This is a genomic window from Desulfovibrio sp. 6_1_46AFAA, assembly GCF_000224635.1.
GTDB classification, from domain to species: Bacteria; Desulfobacterota; Desulfovibrionia; order Desulfovibrionales; family Desulfovibrionaceae; genus Desulfovibrio; species Desulfovibrio fairfieldensis.
The window spans coordinates 145,778-164,390 of sequence record NZ_JH114300.1 but is presented as its reverse complement, the minus strand read 5'-3'; the positions used below and the strand labels follow the sequence as shown (position 1 = coordinate 164,390).

General features: G+C 60.5%; 20 protein-coding genes and 1 tRNA gene. 11 read left to right on the top strand and 10 right to left on the bottom strand.

What is annotated here, in order from left to right:
- Positions 1-7: 7 nt before the first annotated feature.
- From HMPREF1022_RS19110 to HMPREF1022_RS00520, 11 genes are all read left to right on the top strand, one after another.
- Positions 8-505, top strand: a complete 498-nt coding sequence (locus HMPREF1022_RS19110; protein WP_009301414.1) for a siphovirus Gp157 family protein — start codon at positions 8-10, stop codon at positions 503-505.
- A 123-nt stretch (positions 506-628) separates the two neighbouring features.
- Positions 629-988 (top strand): hypothetical protein, encoded by a 360-nt coding sequence (locus tag HMPREF1022_RS16405; protein WP_156802780.1) that lies wholly within the window; start codon positions 629-631, stop codon positions 986-988.
- A 393-nt stretch (positions 989-1,381) separates the two neighbouring features.
- Positions 1,382-1,675, top strand: coding sequence for a hypothetical protein (locus HMPREF1022_RS00565; protein WP_035060156.1), 294 nt, complete (start codon positions 1,382-1,384; stop codon positions 1,673-1,675).
- The gene (locus HMPREF1022_RS00560) at positions 1,665-2,045 is read left to right on the top strand and encodes a hypothetical protein (protein WP_009301410.1); all 381 of its coding nucleotides are present in this window, start codon (positions 1,665-1,667) and stop codon (positions 2,043-2,045) included. Before HMPREF1022_RS00565 ends, HMPREF1022_RS00560 begins: the two co-directional genes overlap by 11 nt.
- Entirely contained in the window at positions 2,032-2,409 is a 378-nt protein-coding gene (locus HMPREF1022_RS00555; RefSeq protein ID WP_009301409.1) for a hypothetical protein, read from the top strand. Before HMPREF1022_RS00560 ends, HMPREF1022_RS00555 begins: the two co-directional genes overlap by 14 nt.
- 56 nt (positions 2,410-2,465) lie before the next feature.
- Positions 2,466-2,909 carry a class I SAM-dependent methyltransferase gene (locus HMPREF1022_RS00550; RefSeq protein WP_232221514.1) on the top strand — a complete coding sequence of 148 codons (444 nt, stop codon included), beginning with the start codon at positions 2,466-2,468 and terminating at the stop codon, positions 2,907-2,909.
- Positions 2,906-3,472, top strand: a complete 567-nt coding sequence (locus HMPREF1022_RS00545) for a hypothetical protein (protein WP_009301407.1) — start codon at positions 2,906-2,908, stop codon at positions 3,470-3,472. The genes HMPREF1022_RS00550 and HMPREF1022_RS00545 overlap by 4 nt, the downstream gene beginning before the upstream one ends.
- Before the next feature lie 2 nt (positions 3,473-3,474).
- The gene (locus HMPREF1022_RS00540; RefSeq protein ID WP_009301406.1) at positions 3,475-3,933 is read left to right on the top strand and encodes a hypothetical protein; all 459 of its coding nucleotides are present in this window, start codon (positions 3,475-3,477) and stop codon (positions 3,931-3,933) included.
- On the top strand, positions 3,930-4,403 hold the full coding sequence (locus tag HMPREF1022_RS00535; RefSeq protein WP_009301405.1) for a hypothetical protein: 474 nt from the start codon (positions 3,930-3,932) through the stop codon (positions 4,401-4,403). The genes HMPREF1022_RS00540 and HMPREF1022_RS00535 overlap by 4 nt, the downstream gene beginning before the upstream one ends.
- A gap of 17 nt (positions 4,404-4,420) precedes the next feature.
- The gene (locus tag HMPREF1022_RS16400; protein ID WP_009301404.1) at positions 4,421-5,260 is read left to right on the top strand and encodes a phage antirepressor KilAC domain-containing protein; all 840 of its coding nucleotides are present in this window, start codon (positions 4,421-4,423) and stop codon (positions 5,258-5,260) included.
- 337 nt (positions 5,261-5,597) lie between these two features.
- Positions 5,598-6,686 (top strand): tyrosine-type recombinase/integrase, encoded by a 1,089-nt coding sequence (locus HMPREF1022_RS00520; protein WP_009301402.1) that lies wholly within the window; start codon positions 5,598-5,600, stop codon positions 6,684-6,686.
- A 21-nt stretch (positions 6,687-6,707) separates the two neighbouring features.
- Here HMPREF1022_RS00520 and HMPREF1022_RS00515 read toward each other — a convergent pair.
- From HMPREF1022_RS00515 to mfd, 10 genes are all read right to left on the bottom strand, one after another.
- Positions 6,708-6,784 (bottom strand) — tRNA-Arg (locus tag HMPREF1022_RS00515).
- 168 nt (positions 6,785-6,952) lie between these two features.
- The gene (gene rpsT / locus HMPREF1022_RS00510; RefSeq protein WP_008684500.1) at positions 6,953-7,222 is read right to left on the bottom strand and encodes a 30S ribosomal protein S20; all 270 of its coding nucleotides are present in this window, start codon (positions 7,220-7,222) and stop codon (positions 6,953-6,955) included.
- Positions 7,223-7,375: 153 nt separating this feature from the next.
- A complete protein-coding gene (gene glyS / locus HMPREF1022_RS00505; RefSeq protein ID WP_009301401.1) occupies positions 7,376-9,472 on the bottom strand; it encodes a glycine--tRNA ligase subunit beta in 2,097 nt (698 codons plus the stop codon).
- Between the two features lie 3 nt (positions 9,473-9,475).
- A complete protein-coding gene (gene glyQ, locus HMPREF1022_RS00500) occupies positions 9,476-10,357 on the bottom strand; it encodes a glycine--tRNA ligase subunit alpha (protein WP_008684504.1) in 882 nt (293 codons plus the stop codon).
- Between the two features lie 186 nt (positions 10,358-10,543).
- Entirely contained in the window at positions 10,544-11,299 is a 756-nt protein-coding gene (gene recO / locus HMPREF1022_RS00495) for a DNA repair protein RecO (protein ID WP_008684506.1), read from the bottom strand.
- Positions 11,299-12,330 carry a RodZ domain-containing protein gene (locus HMPREF1022_RS00490; protein WP_009301400.1) on the bottom strand — a complete coding sequence of 344 codons (1,032 nt, stop codon included), beginning with the start codon at positions 12,328-12,330 and terminating at the stop codon, positions 11,299-11,301. Before HMPREF1022_RS00490 ends, recO begins: the two co-directional genes overlap by 1 nt.
- A gap of 40 nt (positions 12,331-12,370) precedes the next feature.
- Positions 12,371-13,309 (bottom strand): SurA N-terminal domain-containing protein, encoded by a 939-nt coding sequence (locus tag HMPREF1022_RS00485; RefSeq protein WP_009301399.1) that lies wholly within the window; start codon positions 13,307-13,309, stop codon positions 12,371-12,373.
- A 209-nt stretch (positions 13,310-13,518) separates the two neighbouring features.
- Positions 13,519-14,616 (bottom strand): peptidylprolyl isomerase, encoded by a 1,098-nt coding sequence (locus tag HMPREF1022_RS00480; RefSeq protein ID WP_232221513.1) that lies wholly within the window; start codon positions 14,614-14,616, stop codon positions 13,519-13,521.
- A gap of 26 nt (positions 14,617-14,642) precedes the next feature.
- Positions 14,643-15,002 (bottom strand): MmcQ/YjbR family DNA-binding protein, encoded by a 360-nt coding sequence (locus HMPREF1022_RS00475; RefSeq protein ID WP_009301397.1) that lies wholly within the window; start codon positions 15,000-15,002, stop codon positions 14,643-14,645.
- A gap of 25 nt (positions 15,003-15,027) precedes the next feature.
- A complete protein-coding gene (gene mfd, locus HMPREF1022_RS00470) occupies positions 15,028-18,468 on the bottom strand; it encodes a transcription-repair coupling factor (RefSeq protein WP_035060149.1) in 3,441 nt (1,146 codons plus the stop codon).
- Positions 18,469-18,613 lie beyond the last annotated feature (145 nt).

Sequence of the window (18,613 nt, the reverse complement as noted above, 5' to 3'; positions counted from 1 at the left end):
GAGTCTGATGCCCTCATTCGACGCCATCCAACAAGAAATTGCCGGGATGCTGTCTGTCCCAGACGAAGAGCTTACCGATGAACAACAGGCCATGATGAACGCTTACCTTGACGAACTCGGCCAGCAGGAGGCCGCCAAGGTTGACGCCTTCGGGCAGTTCCTTCGTATTCAGTCCGCCACGGCGGAAGCCTGCAAAAAAGAGGCTCAACGCCTTGCAAGCAAGGCCAAGACCGCAGAAAGCCGCATAGCCTGGCTTAAGGCCAAATATCTGAACATCATGCAAACAAATGGGCTCCGGAAAGTGCAAGGTAACTCCTACACCCTGAGCGTGAGGGAAAGCGAAGCCGTGGCCGTGCCACAGGATGTCAGCGGGCTACCTGAACTCTATCTGCGTCGCAAAGAAACCATCGAAGCGGACAAGGCTGTCATCAAGGAAGCCCTCGCGGCCGGTCAGGAAGTACCCGGGTGCGAGCTGCGAAAGTCGTACAGCCTGCAAGTACGCTGACATATCTCCCCCCCCTCATCCCGCGCCCGCCCGGCGAAAGGCTGGTAAAACAAAATGGCAGACCGCACGCCTAAGGCCGCGTCTATTTTGCTCAAAAAAGATGGCAAAACGCGGTCAATTTTTTTGTTTAATTTTGAGCGTTTTTCCGGGCAAAGCGAAGATGCCGGAACTTTCCGCGCCAAGATAGACGGCTGCTGGCACTGCCCGGACGGCAAGTACACGGCCATCGGTCCGGACGCCGTAGCTGAGCTCGTGCGGGGCTGGCTGACGGACGACAATCCAGCGCCACGCCCCGAAGGCCTCGACAAGCCCGTGCGCGTCTTCGCTCACTGGGAGCCTGATGAGGAAGATCCCGGCTGCGGGAGGGCATGGACAAAAACGCCGCCGCATCTGGGCGCAGACGGGCGGTGGTGGATATGGATAGACGGCCCGCGCCTGGTGCGCTGCGAAGACGTGCGCGTGCTGGGGCGTGGCGAGTTGTAGCCCGGCTTTACGGCAGGCGCGGCGCGGGCGAACCGCGACGAACTGAGCAGATAGAGTCCACGGCTAAGCCTGCTCTAGCGCGCGTAGTTAGGCTTACACGACGTGGTGCCGTGCGAATCGGCAGCCTGCCATTCAAAATCACATAGGGAGCAACCATGCGAGGCGCAATTGAACAATGGAGAGACGCCGCCGAGTTTGAGGCGCGAGTGACGGAAAAGATGGCTGGAGGGGAACCCTTCTGTCCACCACCTAGCGAGCCGGTTAAATGCGCCTGGGATATCTGGGGGGAGTCATACGAAAAAGACTTCCCCGAAGAAAAAGCAATACAGGTTTGCAGATGGTGCTCGCTTAGAGCTGGCCGCCTTGCGGTGGAAGCAGAAATGGAGGCTGAAAATGATGTTTGATGAATTTATACAAACGAAATTCTTTGGATTTCTGTCCTGCTGTCTCGCCTTTGCTATGCTTTGCTATTTTATTTGGAAAACTGGTTATGCAAGTGGGTATCAAAACGGAATTAAGGATAACCCAAAGAACAGAGAGATCCACACATATGTATATGAAGATGGCCGGATGTTGCGCTTTATCCCCGGAGTAGATCGCCCAGTCCTCATCAATCTAAATAACAATAGCGTCATATTTATTGATATAGAGCCGAAGCAAAATCATGAGGCTGAAAATGACCGTTGAACAATGGCTGGCCGACCTGGAGGGCAAGGCGAAGGCTGCGACGCCGGGGCCTTGGGAAATCGGCGTATGTTTGGATATGGGAACGGTTCGGCAAATAGACGGCAGTATCCTCGCTGACTGTCGCTTAACGACGGATGACGGCATACACAATGCCGCTTTCATCTCCTCCGCCGACCCCACCACCGTCCTACGGCTCGTGGCTATGGTGCGCTGGCTGGCGGACTGCATCCCCGATGAACTTCGTCCCTGTGCTGGATTTTCTCGTAAATGCTCCCGTGGAGACATTACCAAATGCGAAGGCGACGCAGACGCGGAATGCTGGATTACAGCCGCCTACGTCGCCACGGAGGACCGCCATGATCAAGACTGACCTTTCCACAGAAGCCCTGCTGGCCCGCCGTGAGGTGGCCGAAAAGGCCGCAAAAAGAATGCCATTTGAAGTTGCTCGTATAGTATTATGTATGGGCGAAGAAGAGCGCGAGGGGAACCACAAAGATGAAGACGACTTCCTCACAAGCAACGATCCTGAGAAGGTCATCGCCACCATCGACGAACTTCTACGGCTGCGGAAAGAGAACGAGCGGATGCAAAGCATGATTGCCGCTCTGGCGAGAAAGGTTGCAAATCTTACTCGGGAATGGGCCAAGGCGGGCAACGTAGACAATAGTGCAGAATATTGGGTGTCATGGGCGAGACATGACGCCAAAGCCGCCCGCCGGGCCGTGGAGGAATGATGCTGACACAATGCTCTTTACTGCCTCAAATTCTCGATCCCTGCTGCGGTGGCCGCATGTTCTACTTTGATAAGCATGATCCTCGCGTCATGTGCAGCGACATACGCTGTGAGGAACATGTGCTTTGCGACGGGCGCGTGTTCACCGTCTCTCCTGACTCCATAGTCGATTTCAGAGCGCTTCCCCACCCTGACGACAGCTTTCATCTTGTGGTCTTTGACCCTCCCCACCTCGAACGGTGTGGCCCCCGATCATGGCAGAGAAAGAAGTACGGAAAGCTCACAAAGGGCACATGGCGCAAGGATCTGGCCGATGGTTTTTCCGAATGCTGGCGGGTACTCAAGCCAGGCGGGACTCTGATTTTCAAATGGGCTGAAACGCAAATCAGCGTGCACCAAGTCCTGGCGTGCTTTCCGCAACGCCCGATTTTTGGGCACACGACCACGGCGAATCTAAAAACGCATTGGATGGTATTTTACAAGGCCTTGGAGAAAGCATGAAAGAGCGCCCCATCCTGTACAACAGCGACATGGTTCGGGCCATCCTGGCCGGGCGGAAGACGCAGACGCGGCGGCCTAGATTGAGAGGGAGTCATGTGCTCCCCTGCCCATTCGGGCAACTAGGCGACCGCTTGTGGGTCAAGGAAACTTTTTACAAATACTACCCGGAAGAAGGATGGCCATCGCCCAAAGCCCTTTACAAGGCTGACGGGCTTACTCTCGCCAAAGTGGACAGCGAAGGCAAAAAACAGCTCTGGACGCCCTCCATCCACATGCCCCGCATCCTGTCCCGCATCACCCTGGAGATTACCGATATCCGCGTGGAGCGGCTGAGGAATATGACAAGCGACGACGCAATTGCCGAGGGCGCATATGAGGTCAGCCGCGTCGGTGATGGACCGGCAAGCGCCACATGGGCAATGGGCGTGAGTCAGGAATGGCGCTATGATTCCCCTCTGCAAGCATTTGAGGCCACGTGGAATTCCATTTACGCTCGGCGCGGTTTTGGCTGGGACGTAAACCCGTGGGTATGGGTCATCATTTTTAAGCGTGTGGGAGATTAGAAATGCCCGAAGAATTGAAACCATGCCCGTACTGCGGTAATGATTATCCAGCCAAATGTTTCGATCCATCCTTGGGCTGGAAGTACTCCATCATATGTAATGTCTGCGGGATGCAAGGGCCACGAACGAAAGCCAGCGACGAAGCACATGCCGCATGGAACGCCCTTCCCCGCTCCCCGCACATCACCCCCAACGACGCCGACTGCAAGGGCTGTCCTGAGCGCAGGCCGCTGGTGTGGCGCAAGGAGCTGCCCACATTGCCGGGCTGGTATTGGTGGCGCTACGACCGCGACACTTTCTCACACATGGTCTATGTGGTTCAGGAAAGCACCCTGCGGAAAACTGACAATGACCGTTTCCTGATGCTGTATCCGAATTGCATGGATAAGGAATTTCCGGTCAGTGAAAGGGGCGGTGAATGGGCTGGCCCCATCCCCATGCCGGAGGAACCCGTATCATGACCTACGCGCCCACCTACCCCAATCCCGGCGTCCAACACACGCGCGCCGTCTTGGCCTTGACGGCTACCCAGGCTTGCCTCGAAGTCTTTCGACCAGCTGCGAATTGCGGAACGGCCCTCAAGCGTCAGCTGGACAAGATCAGCCGGTGGATCGCGGACTGTGCCCAGCAGACCAGAAAAAAACCGCTGTCCGCAGGGGCCAAACGCGATCTAGACAAGAGATTCCACGCCCTCGAAGAGTACATGATCACTGAGGACATGGACGACGAAACACGCTTCCGCAGATGGGCCGCTCTGGTATGGGCGGCACTTACTTTTGTGGAGGACGTTTGCAACACCTGTCCGGTCTATGCCCGGTGCCCTGAGTGGAGATACCTACGCCAGACGGTCAACACGCTGGCTGAAGGGCTTCGGAAACTAGAACCGGGCATGGATGAGGAAGGGACACGAATCTATGAGGAGGCGGCATGACCGTCGAAGGATAGCTTATGAACGAACTGAAAATTTTCCAGAATAAGGCTTTCGGCGCGGTTCGCGTGGTTGAGCACAACGGCGAACCATGGTTTGTAGCGAAGGATATTGCCAGGGCGCTGGACTATGCCGAGCAGAGCAACCCCGCACGCCTATTTCGGTCCGTGCCCGAAGAATGGAAGGGGGTGAAACAGATTCACACCCCTGGAGGTGAGCAAGACATGCTCATCATCTCCGAGCAGGGGCTCTACTTCTTCCTTGGCCGCTCCGACAAGGAAGCCGCCCTTCCCTTCCAAAAGTGGGCGGCTGGCGAAGTCTTCCCTACTCTCCGGCAAAAGGGCTTCGTCGGCACGCCGCCCGCCCTCTCCCGTGAAGAAATCCTGTCGCAGGCCCTGGAGATCATCGGCGGCGAAAACGCGGCGCTGAAACAGCAGCTTGCCATTGACGCCCCCAAGGTTGAATTTGCCGAAGCCGTCAGCGAAGCCGAAGGTGGCATGAGCGTCAATCAGCTGGCAAAGGTTCTCCGGCAGCGCGGCATCAAGCACATGGGACCGCACAATCTGTTTCAGGAGATGCGCAAGCACGGCTTTCTCATGCGCCAGCGCAAGCACTGGAATGTCCCCCGGCAAAAATATATCGAGAAGGGCTGGTTCAAAATCACGGTGCATCTGTCGCCGGAAGACGACGGCATACAGTATGAAACAACCGACTTTGCCATCACCGGACCGGGCCAGCTTGGACTGCTGGCCTTTTTCATGGATAAATACGGTATCAGCCGCCAGCTTTCTTTGCTGGACGGAAGACGGAGCAGCGGGGCAAGGACGGTCCCGGCTCCAAAGGGAGGCATGCCGCAGTGACAGACCACCTCCTGAGACGCAAAGACATCGCGGCCATGCTGGGCACAAGCCCCGGTGTGGCCGCTTCGATTTTGGCGCAACGCGGCGTCCATCCTATCGACTTCGGCTTGGGGCGTGGCCGTGGGCCCCGCTGGCTAGAATCCGCTGTGCGTCAGGTCATCCTTGAGATGCACCAAGACGCCCAGCCCAAGCCCAAAGAGGCACGGCAGCCCAAGCGGAATTCTACCCCGCCCGTTTCGCTCACGTCCATGTCCATCAATGACATTTACCAATTGACCCAAGGCCCATGCGTCCAGTAGCCTGTTCCGGGCACATTTGGCGCATGATGGAGGACATCATGGCCATACGGTACCGGAAAGGCCGCGCGTCGCCGTGGCAGTGCTACTGGAACAATCCGCTGACCGGAAAACGCGAGTGCGCGAATTTTATCACTCAGCACGAGGCGGAAAAGCACGACTCCCTGATCAAACATCGCATCAAGTTTGATAGGGAGTCGTTTAAAAAGGGGGAAATGGAATCTGAAGAACCGCAGACAATAACGCTTGAAGCATGCTACCTACTCTATCTGCGCGAGAAACAGTTTAGCAAAAAGAGTTTATTGTGGCAAATGGACAGCATGCGCAGGCCGTTGGAGCAATTCGGTATGCTACCTATCGCAGACATATCACGGGAGCACATAACCAAGGTCATGGACGACATGGCCAAGACGGGAGTCAAGCCCGTCACCGTGCGTAAACGTCTATCCGTCCTGAAAACCGTTTTTCGCTGGTGTGCCGGGAATGGATATTGCTCCATGCCGGATTTTCCTAAACTTCCCTCCGGGCATTATGAAAAATTCATACCGCCAACTCCTGAGGAAATCACTGCAATTCTGTCTGTTGCATCACCGCATATCGCGCGGACTGTGGTTCTTGGAGCGCAACTTGGCGTCCGCGTCGGTCCGTGCGAGCTATTGCAACTAACATGGGATGACGTTGATCTCGAGCAGCGCATTCTACGTGTACATGGGGCCAGGAAGAATCTACAAGCACTGTGGCGCGAAGTACCGATCCGAGAAAGTTTACTTCCGATATTTAAGACTTGGAAAGTACAGGACATACGAGATGGAGCACAGCACATTATCCACTATCGAGGGAAGCCGGTTCAGAGTCTCAAGACGGCCTGGCGCGCTGCCCTGCGCCGTGCTAAAATTACACGGAACATCCGCCCCTATGACCTTCGTCACGCATTCGGAACGGAGATGATTGCTGCGGGAGTGGATGTCGGTACTGTGGCAAAACTCATGGGGCACAGCACTCCCATCATGCTCTTAAGCCACTATCAGTATGTCATGGACCGGCAGAAGAGGGCTGCCGTTGAAAGCCTCCCAGACATCGGACATGTGCCCAACGGTATGTGCCCAATAGAAAAGGCACCCACGGAGTAGTCCGTAAGTGCCTGAAATCTATGGTGCGCCCGAAGAGATTCGAACTCCTGACCTACAGGTTCGTAGCCTGTTGCTCTATCCAGCTGAGCTACGAGCGCGTAACAAAGGAAACTATACTAAGCGGCATGCTTCGTCAAGAATTTTTTGTAACTATTTTTGCTTGCATGCCGGATAAATTTTCAAATCTACTACCGCCTTGGCGGCATCCACATAAACCATGCCCTGCCAAAAGCCCAAAGACAAACGGCAAAAGACATCACACCGTTTTATTCAGCTTCAATGCCGTTAACGGCGCGGGCCAGACGCGAGATCTTACGCGCGGCCTTTTTCCAATGCAGAGCACCCTTTCCGGCGGCTTTGGCCAACACAGAAGTGGCGAGAGTCAGGGCGTTGTCGGCCAGGCTCTTGTCCTTGCCCTGGATGGCGGCGCGCACGTCCTTGATGGCGCTTTTCACGCGGGTACGGGCGGCACGGTTGCGGGCGGCCCTGTTGAGGCTCTGCTTGTGACGTTTGATGGCTGACTTATGGTTGGCCACGGTATTCCTCCACTATGTTGGGCTTGCCCGCGCAAGCCATGATCCCGGATCAGCGGCACTGCCGCCGGATGACAGCAACAGAGATGTTGTGAATCAGCGTTATTAGCGCAAGCCTCGCTGCCTGTCAAGCAATTTTGCCGTCGCCGACGCCATTTACAACTGCAAGGCCGCGAAATCGGCCAGCCGGGCGAAGCGCGATCCCAAGGCCTGGAGCATGGCCAGGCGGTTGCGGCGCAAGGCCGCGTCTTCGCACATGACCATCACGCCGTCAAAAAAGGCGTCCACAGCCGGGCGCACCTCTCTGAGGGTCGCCAGAGCCGCGTCGTGATCGCCGGAAGCCCGGAATGCGTCCAGACGGGGCAGCAAGGTTTCCAGGGTCTCGGCCAGAGCCTTTTCCGGCGCTTCGCGCAACAGGGCCGCATCCCAATACTCGGGCAGAGTTTCTGCGGCGGCCTGCTTACGCACGATATTGGCCACCCGCTTAAAGGTCTGCACGGCCTCGGCATAGCCCGGTTCACGGCTGAAGGCCGCCAGCGCCGCCAGGCGCGCGCCGCTGTCGGGCACCTGGGCCGCGCCAGCGTTCAACGCCGCGTCCACCAGCAGGGTATCCTGGCCCCGGCTCAGGAAATAATTGCGCAGCCTGGCCGCGAAGAATTCCATGAGTTTGTCCAAAGCCTCGTCCGGCGGCAACTTCCACTGCCGTGTGCCGTAGAGTTCCCGCGCCTTGGCGAAGAGCTCGCGCACGTCAAGGTCAAGGCCGAAGTCCAGCAGAATACGGATGATGCCCAGCGCGCAACGCCGCAGACCATTGGGGTCCGCCACGCCGGTGGGGATCATGTTCAGGCCGAAGCAGCCCACAAGGGTATCGGCCTTGTCCGCCATGGAGAGCAGCGCGCCCACAGGGCTTTGCGGCAGCGGCGAATCCGGACCGGCGGGCAGGTACTGCTCTTTCAGAGCGTCGGCCACAGCCTGGGCTTCGCCCTTCTGCACGGCATAGATGCCGCCCATGATGCCCTGAAGCGTATCGAATTCGCCAACCAGACCGGTAACCAGGTCCGCTTTGGACAGCCGTCCGGCCCGCGCGGCTTCCGCCGTCAGGTCCGCGCCCAGCCGAGGGGCGCAACGTTCGGCCAGCCAACGGCAGAGGGCCCCCAGGCGGCGGGTTTTGTCGCCCATGCTGCCCAACGCGCCGATAAAGATGACATGGTCCAGCTTTTCCAGCCAGAGGTCGAAGTTCTCCCGCAGATCCGCGCGCCAGAAAAAGCGGGCATCGTCCAGACGGGCGCGCAGCACGCGCTCCCAGCCGTGTTTGACCACTTCTATGTCTTCGGGGCTCAGATTGAGCACAGTGAGAAAATGCGGCATGAGCTTGCCGTCCGGCCCCTCAATGCCGAAGCTCTTCTGATGGCTTTCCATACTGGTCAGCAGCACCTCACGCGGCACTTCCAGGTAGGCGGGATCAAAATCCGCCAGCAGGGGCACTGGATGCTCGGCCAGACCCTGCACCTCGTCCAGCAGGCCGTCGTTCCAGAGGACCCTGCCCCCGGCCCGCGCGGCCTGGGCGTCGCCGCCTTCCACGATGACGGCACGGCGCGTGGCCGGATCAAGGGTCACGGCACAGGAATCAGCCGCAATTTCCAGATAGGCGTCGGCATGAGCCACGCTGAAGGGACCGGAACCGTGCACGCGGTGGCCGCGGGTTTCGCGGCCCGAAGCCACGGGCCCGAGGTCGAAGGGGACCACTTCCTCATTCAGCAGAGCCAGAATCCAGCGGATGGGCCGGGCATAGGCCAAGGCATACGCGCCCCAGCGCATGCGCTTGGCGAACGGCAGGGACGTGATCACGGCAGGGCAGATCCCGGCCAGCAGAGCTTTGGCCGCCGCGCCGCCGGTGCGCTTGCGCACGGCCACATATTCGCCTTTTTCCGTTTCCAGGCGAAAGACGTCCGCCACGCTCAGGCCGTGGGTGCGGGCGAAACCCTCCAGGGCCTTGGTGGGCGCGCCGTCAGGCCCGTAGGCCACGCGCGCCGGAGGTCCGGGAATCACTTCTTCCTTTTCCCGCTGCACGGGATTGAGATCCTCCACCAGCACCACTGCCCGACGCGGCGTGCTCATGACGCGCACCGCGCCGTATTCCAGACCGGCCTCGTCCAGGGCGGTGCTGAAGCGGGCCCGGAGTTCCGCCTCTTCCGGGGCCAGAAAACGGGAAGGCAGTTCCTCGCTGCCGATTTCAAGCACAAAGGTCGCCATGCCTTACCTCGCATCCTTGTTGTCGAGCATGGGATAGCCCAGTTCCTCGCGCTGCGCCGCGTACAGACGGGCCACGCCCGCGGCCAGAGCCCGCACCCGGCCGATGTAGCCGGTGCGCTCCGTAATGGAAATAGCCCCGCGCGCGTCCAGAAGATTGAACGTATGCGAGCATTTCAGGCAATAATCATAGGCGGGCCAGGGCAGCCCCAGTTCCAGCATGGCCTTGCATTCCCGCTCGAAGTCGCTGAACTGGCGCAACAGCATTTCCGCGTTGCTGGCTTCGAAGTTGTGCCTGGACTGCTCCACTTCGTTCTGATGATAGATATGGCCGTAGGTCACATCCTTGTTCCAGCGCAGGTCATAGACCGATTCCACGCCCTGCAGATACATAGTCAGGCGTTCCAGGCCGTAGGTCAGCTCCACACTGATCGGCGAAAGGTCAATGCCGCCCACCTGCTGGAAGTATGTGAACTGACTCACTTCCATGCCGTTGAGCCAGACCTCCCAGCCCAGGCCCCAAGCGCCAAGGGTGGGCGACTCCCAGTCGTCCTCCACAAAACGGATGTCGTGGCGGCCCGGATTCAGGCCCAGCGCTTCCAGGCTTTGCAGATAGAGATCCTGCACATTGTCCGGCGAGGGCTTGAGCACCACCTGAAACTGGAAATAGCGCTGCAGGCGGTTGGGATTTTCGCCGTAGCGGCCGTCCGTGGGGCGACGCGAAGGCTCCACATAGGCCACCTTCCAGGGTTCGGGACCGAGAACCCGCAAAAACGTGCTCGGATTGAAGGTACCGGCCCCGCACTCCACGCCCGAAGGCTGCTCAATGACGCATCCCCGGCTTGCCCAGTAGTTTTGCAGGGTAAGAATGACATCCTGAAAGTACATGCGCTGTCCTTTGTTGTGCCGCCACAAAAAACAAAAAAGCTGAGGCAGCCCTGAAAAGATGGATTTTGTTCCCTGGCAAGGAAGAAGCCGTTCGCTGACCAGGGATAGTACTCTTCCGGTACAGACCTGGACAGCGAACGGCTTCTGACGCGGCCCAGGGGACAAAAGACGCTTTTCAGGGCTGCCTCACACGCGGCGGAAGTAGCCGCCTTCCCAGGCCAACCCCAGATGATACTGCACAAATCCGTCAATAGCCCTGGCACAGGCCCGGCGGTCCATGGACGGCAGATCCTCCACCGGCCAGGCAGAGGGAAATTCTTGCTGCACGCGGCGTAAAAGGTCAAGCCCCGCCATGGAAAGCTCCACGCCATAGCGCGCGGCCAGGGCGGGTTCCCGCGCCCGGCAGGCGGCACAACGCATCTGCCCCTCGTCCACCACAAACAGCGCCCTGTCGGCCAGGGGCGCGCCGCACGCGCCGCACTGGCCCAGATTGGGCGCAAAACCCAAGGCACCGGCCAGACGCAGACGGAAAAACAGCGGCAGCAAAGACGGCAGGCGGGGTTCTTCCTCCAGAACGCGACGCAGATCCTCCACCAGGGCGAAGGTTTCGTCCGCGCCTTCCTCATTGACGCCCAGAGCCTCCACAAAGCGCAGGCAGTTGGCGGCCAGCCCCATGCGCTGCCAGTTGCCGCGCAGGCACTGCGGCCCGGACAGCAGCACGGCCTCTTCCAGATTAAGAAAATTTTCCCTGCCCGAGGTTTTGACCCGGCATTGCAGGGTGTTCAGCACGTCCAGACAACCGCAGAAACGCCGACGGCTGCGGCTGCCGCCGAAAGCGAACAATGTCAGCAGGCCGCGCCCGCGGCAGAGCAGTTTCAACCAGAGATCAGACTCGCGAAAATGCCCGATGCGCAGCACCACGGCCTGATCGGCCCACTCCATCACTGCCGGGCCACAGGCGGGAAGGTCAGAGTCCGCACCTGGCCAGACTGGCCGGGCGCGGGCATGTCCTCCCCGTTGTAGCGGATGCGCACGCCGCCGGCATTGCCCAGCTTCAGTTCCAGACTTTTGGTGAAGGTCAGGGCAAAGGTGTCGCCCTTGCGCAGGGAGAACTGCCGGGTATCGGTATTATCGGCATTGGAATGGATCCAGCATTCTTCCGTGGCGGTGATGATGACCTTATGCTGTCCGGGGGGCAGCGCGCCGTCCGCCGGCTGGGCGGGCTGGGTCGCGTTCTGCCCGATCGCGGGCTGCGCCGGAGCGGCCGTTGTGGAGCTCAACCCCCAGGCAGAGGCCGGGGCCGCATTCTGCGCGCTGCCGCCCGCGCCGCCGAAGGCCGGGGCTGGGGCGGATGAGGGCGTATTCACCCCGCCGGTGGACGCGGCAGACGCGGCGGAAGCCTGAGCCGCCACAGGCGCGGCCTCAGGAGACGGAGAAGCCGCCGGGGCAAAAGCCTCGGACTTGGCAGCCGGGGTTTGAGCCGAATCCGCAGCCGGAGCGGAAGTCTCCCTGCCCGGCACGCTTTCGGCGGAATCCGGCGTTTGCAACGGCGGCGAGGGCTGGGCCAGACGCCGCGTCTGACGGCTCAGAATTTCCAGAGCGCCCTGTTGCCAAGCCACATACGCGCCTCCGGCCACCAGGGCCAGCACAATAAGCACGCCCAGCCATTTCAGGCTTCGGCCGGGGGCCAGGGATTCCTCGGGCGTGTATACGGGCTGGGGTACGGCCGGGCTCGTGCCGCCCAAGGCGCAAACGGCTTCGTTCACTTCCTCGGCGGCCATGCCGAGATAGGATGAATATGAACGGATAAAGCCCTTGGCATATGCCAGATGGGGCAAAGACGAGGCGTCGCCTTCCTCCAGAGCGCGCAGAAGACGGGCCCCGATTTTCAGATGGTTGGCCACATCTTCGATGCTCAGGCCGCGCTTTTCGCGTTCGGCGCGCAACGCCGCGCCCAGTTCCTCTAAAGTCATGTAAGCCTCGTGCATGGTCCGCCGCGCGGGGCGCGGCGGCTTACAGCCGGATGTCGATAACGGCTTTGTTCCGCAGCTGGCTGGTGTAGTCCTCAAAGCGCTCCATGGCCTTGGGCTGACGCAGGATGGCGTCGATCTGCGGAGTGGCCTGTTCCAGGGTAAGCTGTTTTTCCGCGTTGTCGCCGCCGGGCCGGAACAAATGGACCTGAGCCTTGCGGCCCTGCAGGTCGAAAATGTCGGTCACATCGCCGGGTTTCATTTTGATGAGCCGCCCTTCCCATTCCGGATTCAGGCGGTCCCATTCCACGGGCCCCATGTCGCCGCCCTTGTCTTTGTTGGGGGCGATGGAATACTTGGCCGCCGCCTCCTCAAAACTCAGCTTGCCGGATTTGATCTGGGCGGCGATGGATTTGGCATTGACGTTGGGCGCATAGACCAGCACGCCCATGTGCAGGCCGCCGCGATCATAGAGATTGTCTTTATGGGCTTCGTAATATGCCTTGATTTCGGCGGGGGTCACCACCACCTTGCGGCCCACTTCCATGCCCATGATTTTCTGGCGCAACAGAGATTTTTCGAAGTTCTGGCGGATTTCATCAATGGAAATCTTCTGCTGGGCGAGCTGGGCTTCGAACTGCTGCTTGGTCAGATTGCGGGCCTTCATCATCTTGGCGATCTCGTTGTCCACCTCGGAGGGGGAAACGCTGATCTTGAGACGCTTGGCTTCCTGCCCCAGCAGGATGTCCATGATCATCATGTCCAGCACTTTGCGGAAGACCTTGTCCACTTCCTTGGCCTGCGCGGGGTTATTGGGATTGAGTCTGGCGCGTCCCAACTCCGGCAGGGCCGTTTTCTGCAGGTCGAACATGGTGATGACCTGACCGTTGACCACCGCCGCCACCTTATTGAGCTGAGCGGCCTGCACGCCGCAGACGCCGCAAAGCCAGATTGCCAACAGCAGAATAAACGTTTTCTTCACTGCGAGTCTCCCTTTGAAGCAAGGAAATTACCGAAAGCGACGCTGACGGCGCAACATCCGACCCCCAAAACACAGGCGGGCGCTCTCTCCCACGCCGCCGACCACGGGCGGCACGCGGGCTTTGTCTAGAGATTTGCAAAATCGCTGTTATGGGCATCTGCCTACCGTAAAACGGCCTGAGATGCAACGCCCGGCGGCTCAGACGGAAATCAACGCCGCCCGGTACCGGCCGCGTCGTCCTGTCGCGGATTGCGCGCCATGTCCCGCTCCGACTTTCGACCACTTTTTTCTTCCCGCCCCGCCTGTCCGCCGGACACGGCATCCGGGCCCGGAGACGCGTCAACGGCATCGGTCCGGGCCTCTTCGTCATCATTCTCATCCGGCTGGGCCTGTCGGCCCGAGGCCGGGGTCAGCAGCTCTTCCTTGAGCAGGGGCGAAACCTTGATTACAGCCCTGGACAGACTGCCTTCCAGCCATTGCTCAAAGGCCGCGTTCTTTTTCCGCTCCAGCAGAATGTGTTCTATCAGCGGATAGGCGTCGGCCATGTCCAGGCTGTGGGCTTTCTGCCGTTCCACCAGCGCCACGGTCTGCCAGCTTCCGTTCTGGGGGCGGGCCGGGGCGCAGGCGCCCGGTTTGAGCGCCGACGTATCTTTGTTCCAGGGGGGCGGCACTTCATCGCCACGGACTTCCAGGCATTGTACCAGCAGGTCGGAACGCGGCGTTTTTCTGCCCGCCGGAAAGGCCGCGCAAAAGACATCCAGAGCCGAGCGCTCTTCTCCGGAAATCAGACAGAGGTCAAGCGTTTCAGGCAGCTGAAAATCCGCCTGATGCTCCCGGTAATAGGCGCGCACCTCATCCAGACTTACCCGGATGCCGGGCAGCAGCACCCGCTTTTCAAAGGTCAGCATGGCCAGATGGTCGCGCATCAAGGCCTGCCAATCCGCTTCGTCCAGGGATTCGTCGGCCAGAAACTTGGAAAGGCCGCCGGGCTCATAGTCCCCGCGCACCTGGGCCACGGCCAGCTCCAGAGCCGCGTCGCCCACGGGAATCTGGCGGTGTTCCAGTTCCTGGCGCACCAGGGCATGGATGATCAGCGTGCCCAGGGCTTCGCCATATCGGCGTTTCATATTTTCCAGGGAAGAGCTCTGCAAAGTGCCCAGCGCGGCGGAACGGCTGTCCAGCAAAGACTGCACGGAACGCAAATGGACAGGTTCGCCGTTGACCGTGGCCACCACCCCCTCGGGCAGACGGCTCTCCAGGCAGGCCGCGAGCAGGAAGCAGCAGAAAAACAGCGGAATGAACCGCACAGGTCGCGCAGGCCGCAAGATGCCCCTCACCGGGTCAACCCGTGGCTTTCATCAATAAGCCCGTACAACTCGCCTGCCGGAAATTTACCGTCCAGCACAATGGTAAGCCAATGTTTCTTATTCATATGATATGCGGGTAATACAGCGCCCGGCTCACTGTTTAAAAGCACATCCAAAACATGATCGCATTTCAGATTGACGACCTCGACATCGCCCTTGCCTGCCAGGCCAAGCGTCGCCCTGGGCAGATTCATGATCACGCCGTACCACTTGCCGCTTTCCGCATGACGCAGCACGGCGTATTCCGGATACTGACGCCAGGGGTAGTCCGGTTCCGTCTGGAACTTCCTTTTGACATAGGCCAGTATTTCTTCACGGCTTGCCATACCATACCCCCTTCACGCGACCATCTCAGGAAGCCGCTGTGCGGATTTCCTCCAGGGCCACGCGCACTTTTTGCAGACCTTCGCTGAAAGGCAAGTCAGCGGCCAACGGCAAGGTCAGGCCCGCCGGGGGATGCAGGCGCGCGCCCGGCATTTTGGCCGCCAGTTCCACAATGCGCTCCGGTTGCACGGCGGTCTGGCCTTCGGGCCAGAACATACGCAGATGGTCGCGGTGCACGTCGGCCCGCTGCACCTGCAGCTCCGTAAGGAACTGCTTGAAGTCCAGCACGGCCAGAAAGTTGGTCAATTCCTCGGGGAAGGGACCGAAACGGTCGCGCATGGAAAGCGCGGCCTCTTCCCTGGCAGCGCCGCCCACGGCCGAGGTCAAGGCCTTGTAGCAGCGCAGACGCTCTCGACCGTCATCAATGTACGACGCGGGAATATGGGCAGGCAAGCCCAGAGTCAGTTCGGTTTCCACGGCCAGGGCCGAGGGCGTGCCTTTGAGGCGGCCCACGGCTTCCTCCAGCATTTCCAGATAGAGCTCCAGTCCCACCCGGCTCATATGCCCGGACTGCACCTCGCCCAGGATGTTGCCCGCCCCGCGCAGGCGCAGGTCCTCCATGGCCACCTGAAAACCCGCGCCCAGATAGTCCATGTCCATGATGATACGCAGGCGTTCCTCGGCCACGGCCGTCAGGCGCTCGGCATCGGGCACCACAAAGAAGGCATAGGCCTGCCGGTCGCTGCGGCCCACGCGGCCCCGCAACTGATAGAGCTGGCCCAGGCCGAACATCTGGGCCTGATCCACCACCAGGGTGTTGGCGCGCGGAAAATCCAGGCCGGATTCCACAATGGAGGTACAGACCAGCACGTCCAGCTCGCCATGCCAGAATTTGTGCATGGTGGTTTCCAGTTCGGTTTCGGACATCTGGCCGTGAGCCATGCCCACCCTGGCCTGAGGAGCGAGTTTGCGCACGTATTCCACCACGCGCTCCAAGCCCTGAACCCGGTTGTAAACCCAGAAAACCTGCCCTTCGCGCTCGATTTCGCGCTCAATGACCTTGCTCAGAACCGCGTCGTCGCGGCGCAGCACCGCCGTGGCTACCGGCTTGCGGTCTTGCGGCGCGGTTTCGATGATGGACAGCTCGCGGATGCCAGACATGGAAAGCTGCAAGGTGCGCGGAATGGGCGTGGCCGTAAGGGTCAGCACGTCCACATTTTTTTTCAGGGCTTTGAGCTTTTCCTTGTGGCGCACGCCGAAGCGCTGCTCTTCGTCCAGCACCAGCAGGGCCAGATTGGGCAGTTTCACGTCGCTGGAAAGAATGCGGTGGGTGCCGATGAGAATGTCGATCTGCCCGGCGGCCGCGGCCTTGAGCACTTCCTTCTGCCGGAGCTTTGTCACAAAACGACTCAACAGCCCCACATTGACAGGGAAACCGGCCAGACGCGCCCGGAAGGTCTGGTAATGCTGCTCCGCCAGCACCGTGGTGGGACAGAGCAAAGCCACCTGCCGCCCCTCGGCGGCGGCGCGGAAGGCCGCGCGCAGGGCCACTTCGGTCTTGCCGAAGCCCACGTCGCCGCAGATCAGGCGGTCCATGGGCTCGCCTCTGTCCATGTCGTCCAGCACGTCCTGGATGGCCTTGGCCTGGTCCGGCGTTTCCTCAAAACCGAAGGTGGCCTCGAACTCGTGGTACAGCTCGCCCGGAGGATCGTAGCGGAAGCCCTTGGCAACCTTGCGGTAGGCATACATTTCCACCAGATCGGCCGCGATTTTTTCAATGGCCTTGCGGGCCTTTTCCTTGCCCGCGGCCCAGGCCGGGCCGCCCAGACGGTCCAGGGCCGGTTCCACGCCCTCGGTCCCCTTGAAGCGCTGGATCAGGCCCAGACGGTCGGCGGGCACATAGAGCTTATCCCGCCCGGAATATTCAATGAGCAGGAAATCGTTGGCCGCGCTGTTGAGGTCCAGGTGGTGCAGACCCGCAAAACGGCCGATGCCGTAATCGCGATGGACCAGCAGGTCGCCTTTCTTGAGGTCGTCGAAAGTGTCCAGGCCCTTGAAGGCCCGGGACGCGGCGCGCGGTGTTTTTTCCGCGCGGGGATAGATGATGTCCTCGCCCAGAACCAGACTGTTGTCCCAGACCAGCTCCACGCCGGAACGGAAGGGAGAAATCAGGGCGAACAGGCCGCGCCCTTCCGGTGCGTAGCGCAACGCCGGAATGATGCCGTCCTGCTCGGCCAGTTTCAGAAATTTGTTGCGCCCCCGCTCGGAGGAAAAGCTCAGAATAACCTGGCGGCGTTGGCTCTGCCATTCCTTGAGCCCGGCGGACAGATGCTGCCAGGGACGGTCCTGAGCGGCGGGCAGAGGGAAAAGGTCACTGAAGCCGTGCAGAGCGCGCTCCTGAAAGTCCGCCCCCCGCTCTTCCACGCCCATGACCAGGGGTTCGGCGAAGGCGCACTGGAAATTCCGCCAGGGCGCGGGCTGCGAATGCTTGCGCAGGGCCAGGGCCGCCGGTTGCTGCAAGGGCGCGTCCTCAGCCTCCAAAGCCTCCTTGAGCGCCAGCCGCCCGTCGCGCAGAGCTTCAGCGCTGTCCGCTTCGCCGGGGAGCAGCCAAAGGCTGTCGGCGGGCAGCCATTCTTCCAGCAGGCTGGGCGAATCGCACAACACGCCGGGCAGGATGCCCGCGCCGCCCCCGTCCAGGGTTTTCTTGAAGGAATAACACTCGTTTTCGTTGATCCGGCCCTCGCTGAACAGCTGATCGCAGCGCTTGCGGGCCGCCGCCAGGCCGTTCTTATCCAGAGCCAGCGGGCTCACAGGCAAGAGGGTCAATTCGTCGAGAGGACGCAGGGAACGCTGGCTTTCGGCGTCAAAGAGGCGCATTTCCTCAATGGCGTCGCCGAAAAATTCCAGCCGGACGGGCTTGGCGTAACCGGGAGGGAATATATCCAGAATATCGCCGCGCCGGGCCATGTCGCCGGGGCGCGTCACCAGGGAAACGCGCTCATAGCCCCATTCCACGGCCTGATCCAGGATGAGCTCCGGCGAGTATTCGCCGCCGCGCGAGAGGCCCAGACTGCGCGAATCAAAAAAATGCAGGGGCATATAGCGCAGCAGCACGCTTTCCACCCCGGCTACCACGCAACGCGGGCCGCCCTGGGCCAGAGCGTACAGCGCGGCCATGCGGGCGGCCCAACTGTCCCTGTCCCGCCACTGGCTCATGGCGGGCAGGCTCAGACAGGGACTTTCCCATACGGCCTGACCGATAGGGATATCGCCCAGGGAAAGCTGAGGCAGAAAAAGCGTCAGCAGGGCGCGGGCCGCGTGGAATTCCTCACGGTTGCGGGCGAGCAGCACCGCGCCGCGCCCTTGGGCCAGAGCCTCGCAGGCCAGACGGCAACGCGTGGCCATGCCGCTGCGCTCCAGATAGAGTTGTCCGTCCCGGCTTGCAAGCAGTGCGCTGAAATTTTGCATGGGTCACGCCAAGAAAAGCGCTGAGTAATGAAGATTTTTGTTCTCTGCCAAGGGCATCGGCCGTTACCGCGTCATCGGCTTGCTTGAGCCGTTCACGGCAAAGCCGTGTTGCCTTAGCTGTAGCCGCAAGGCGGCGTACAGACAG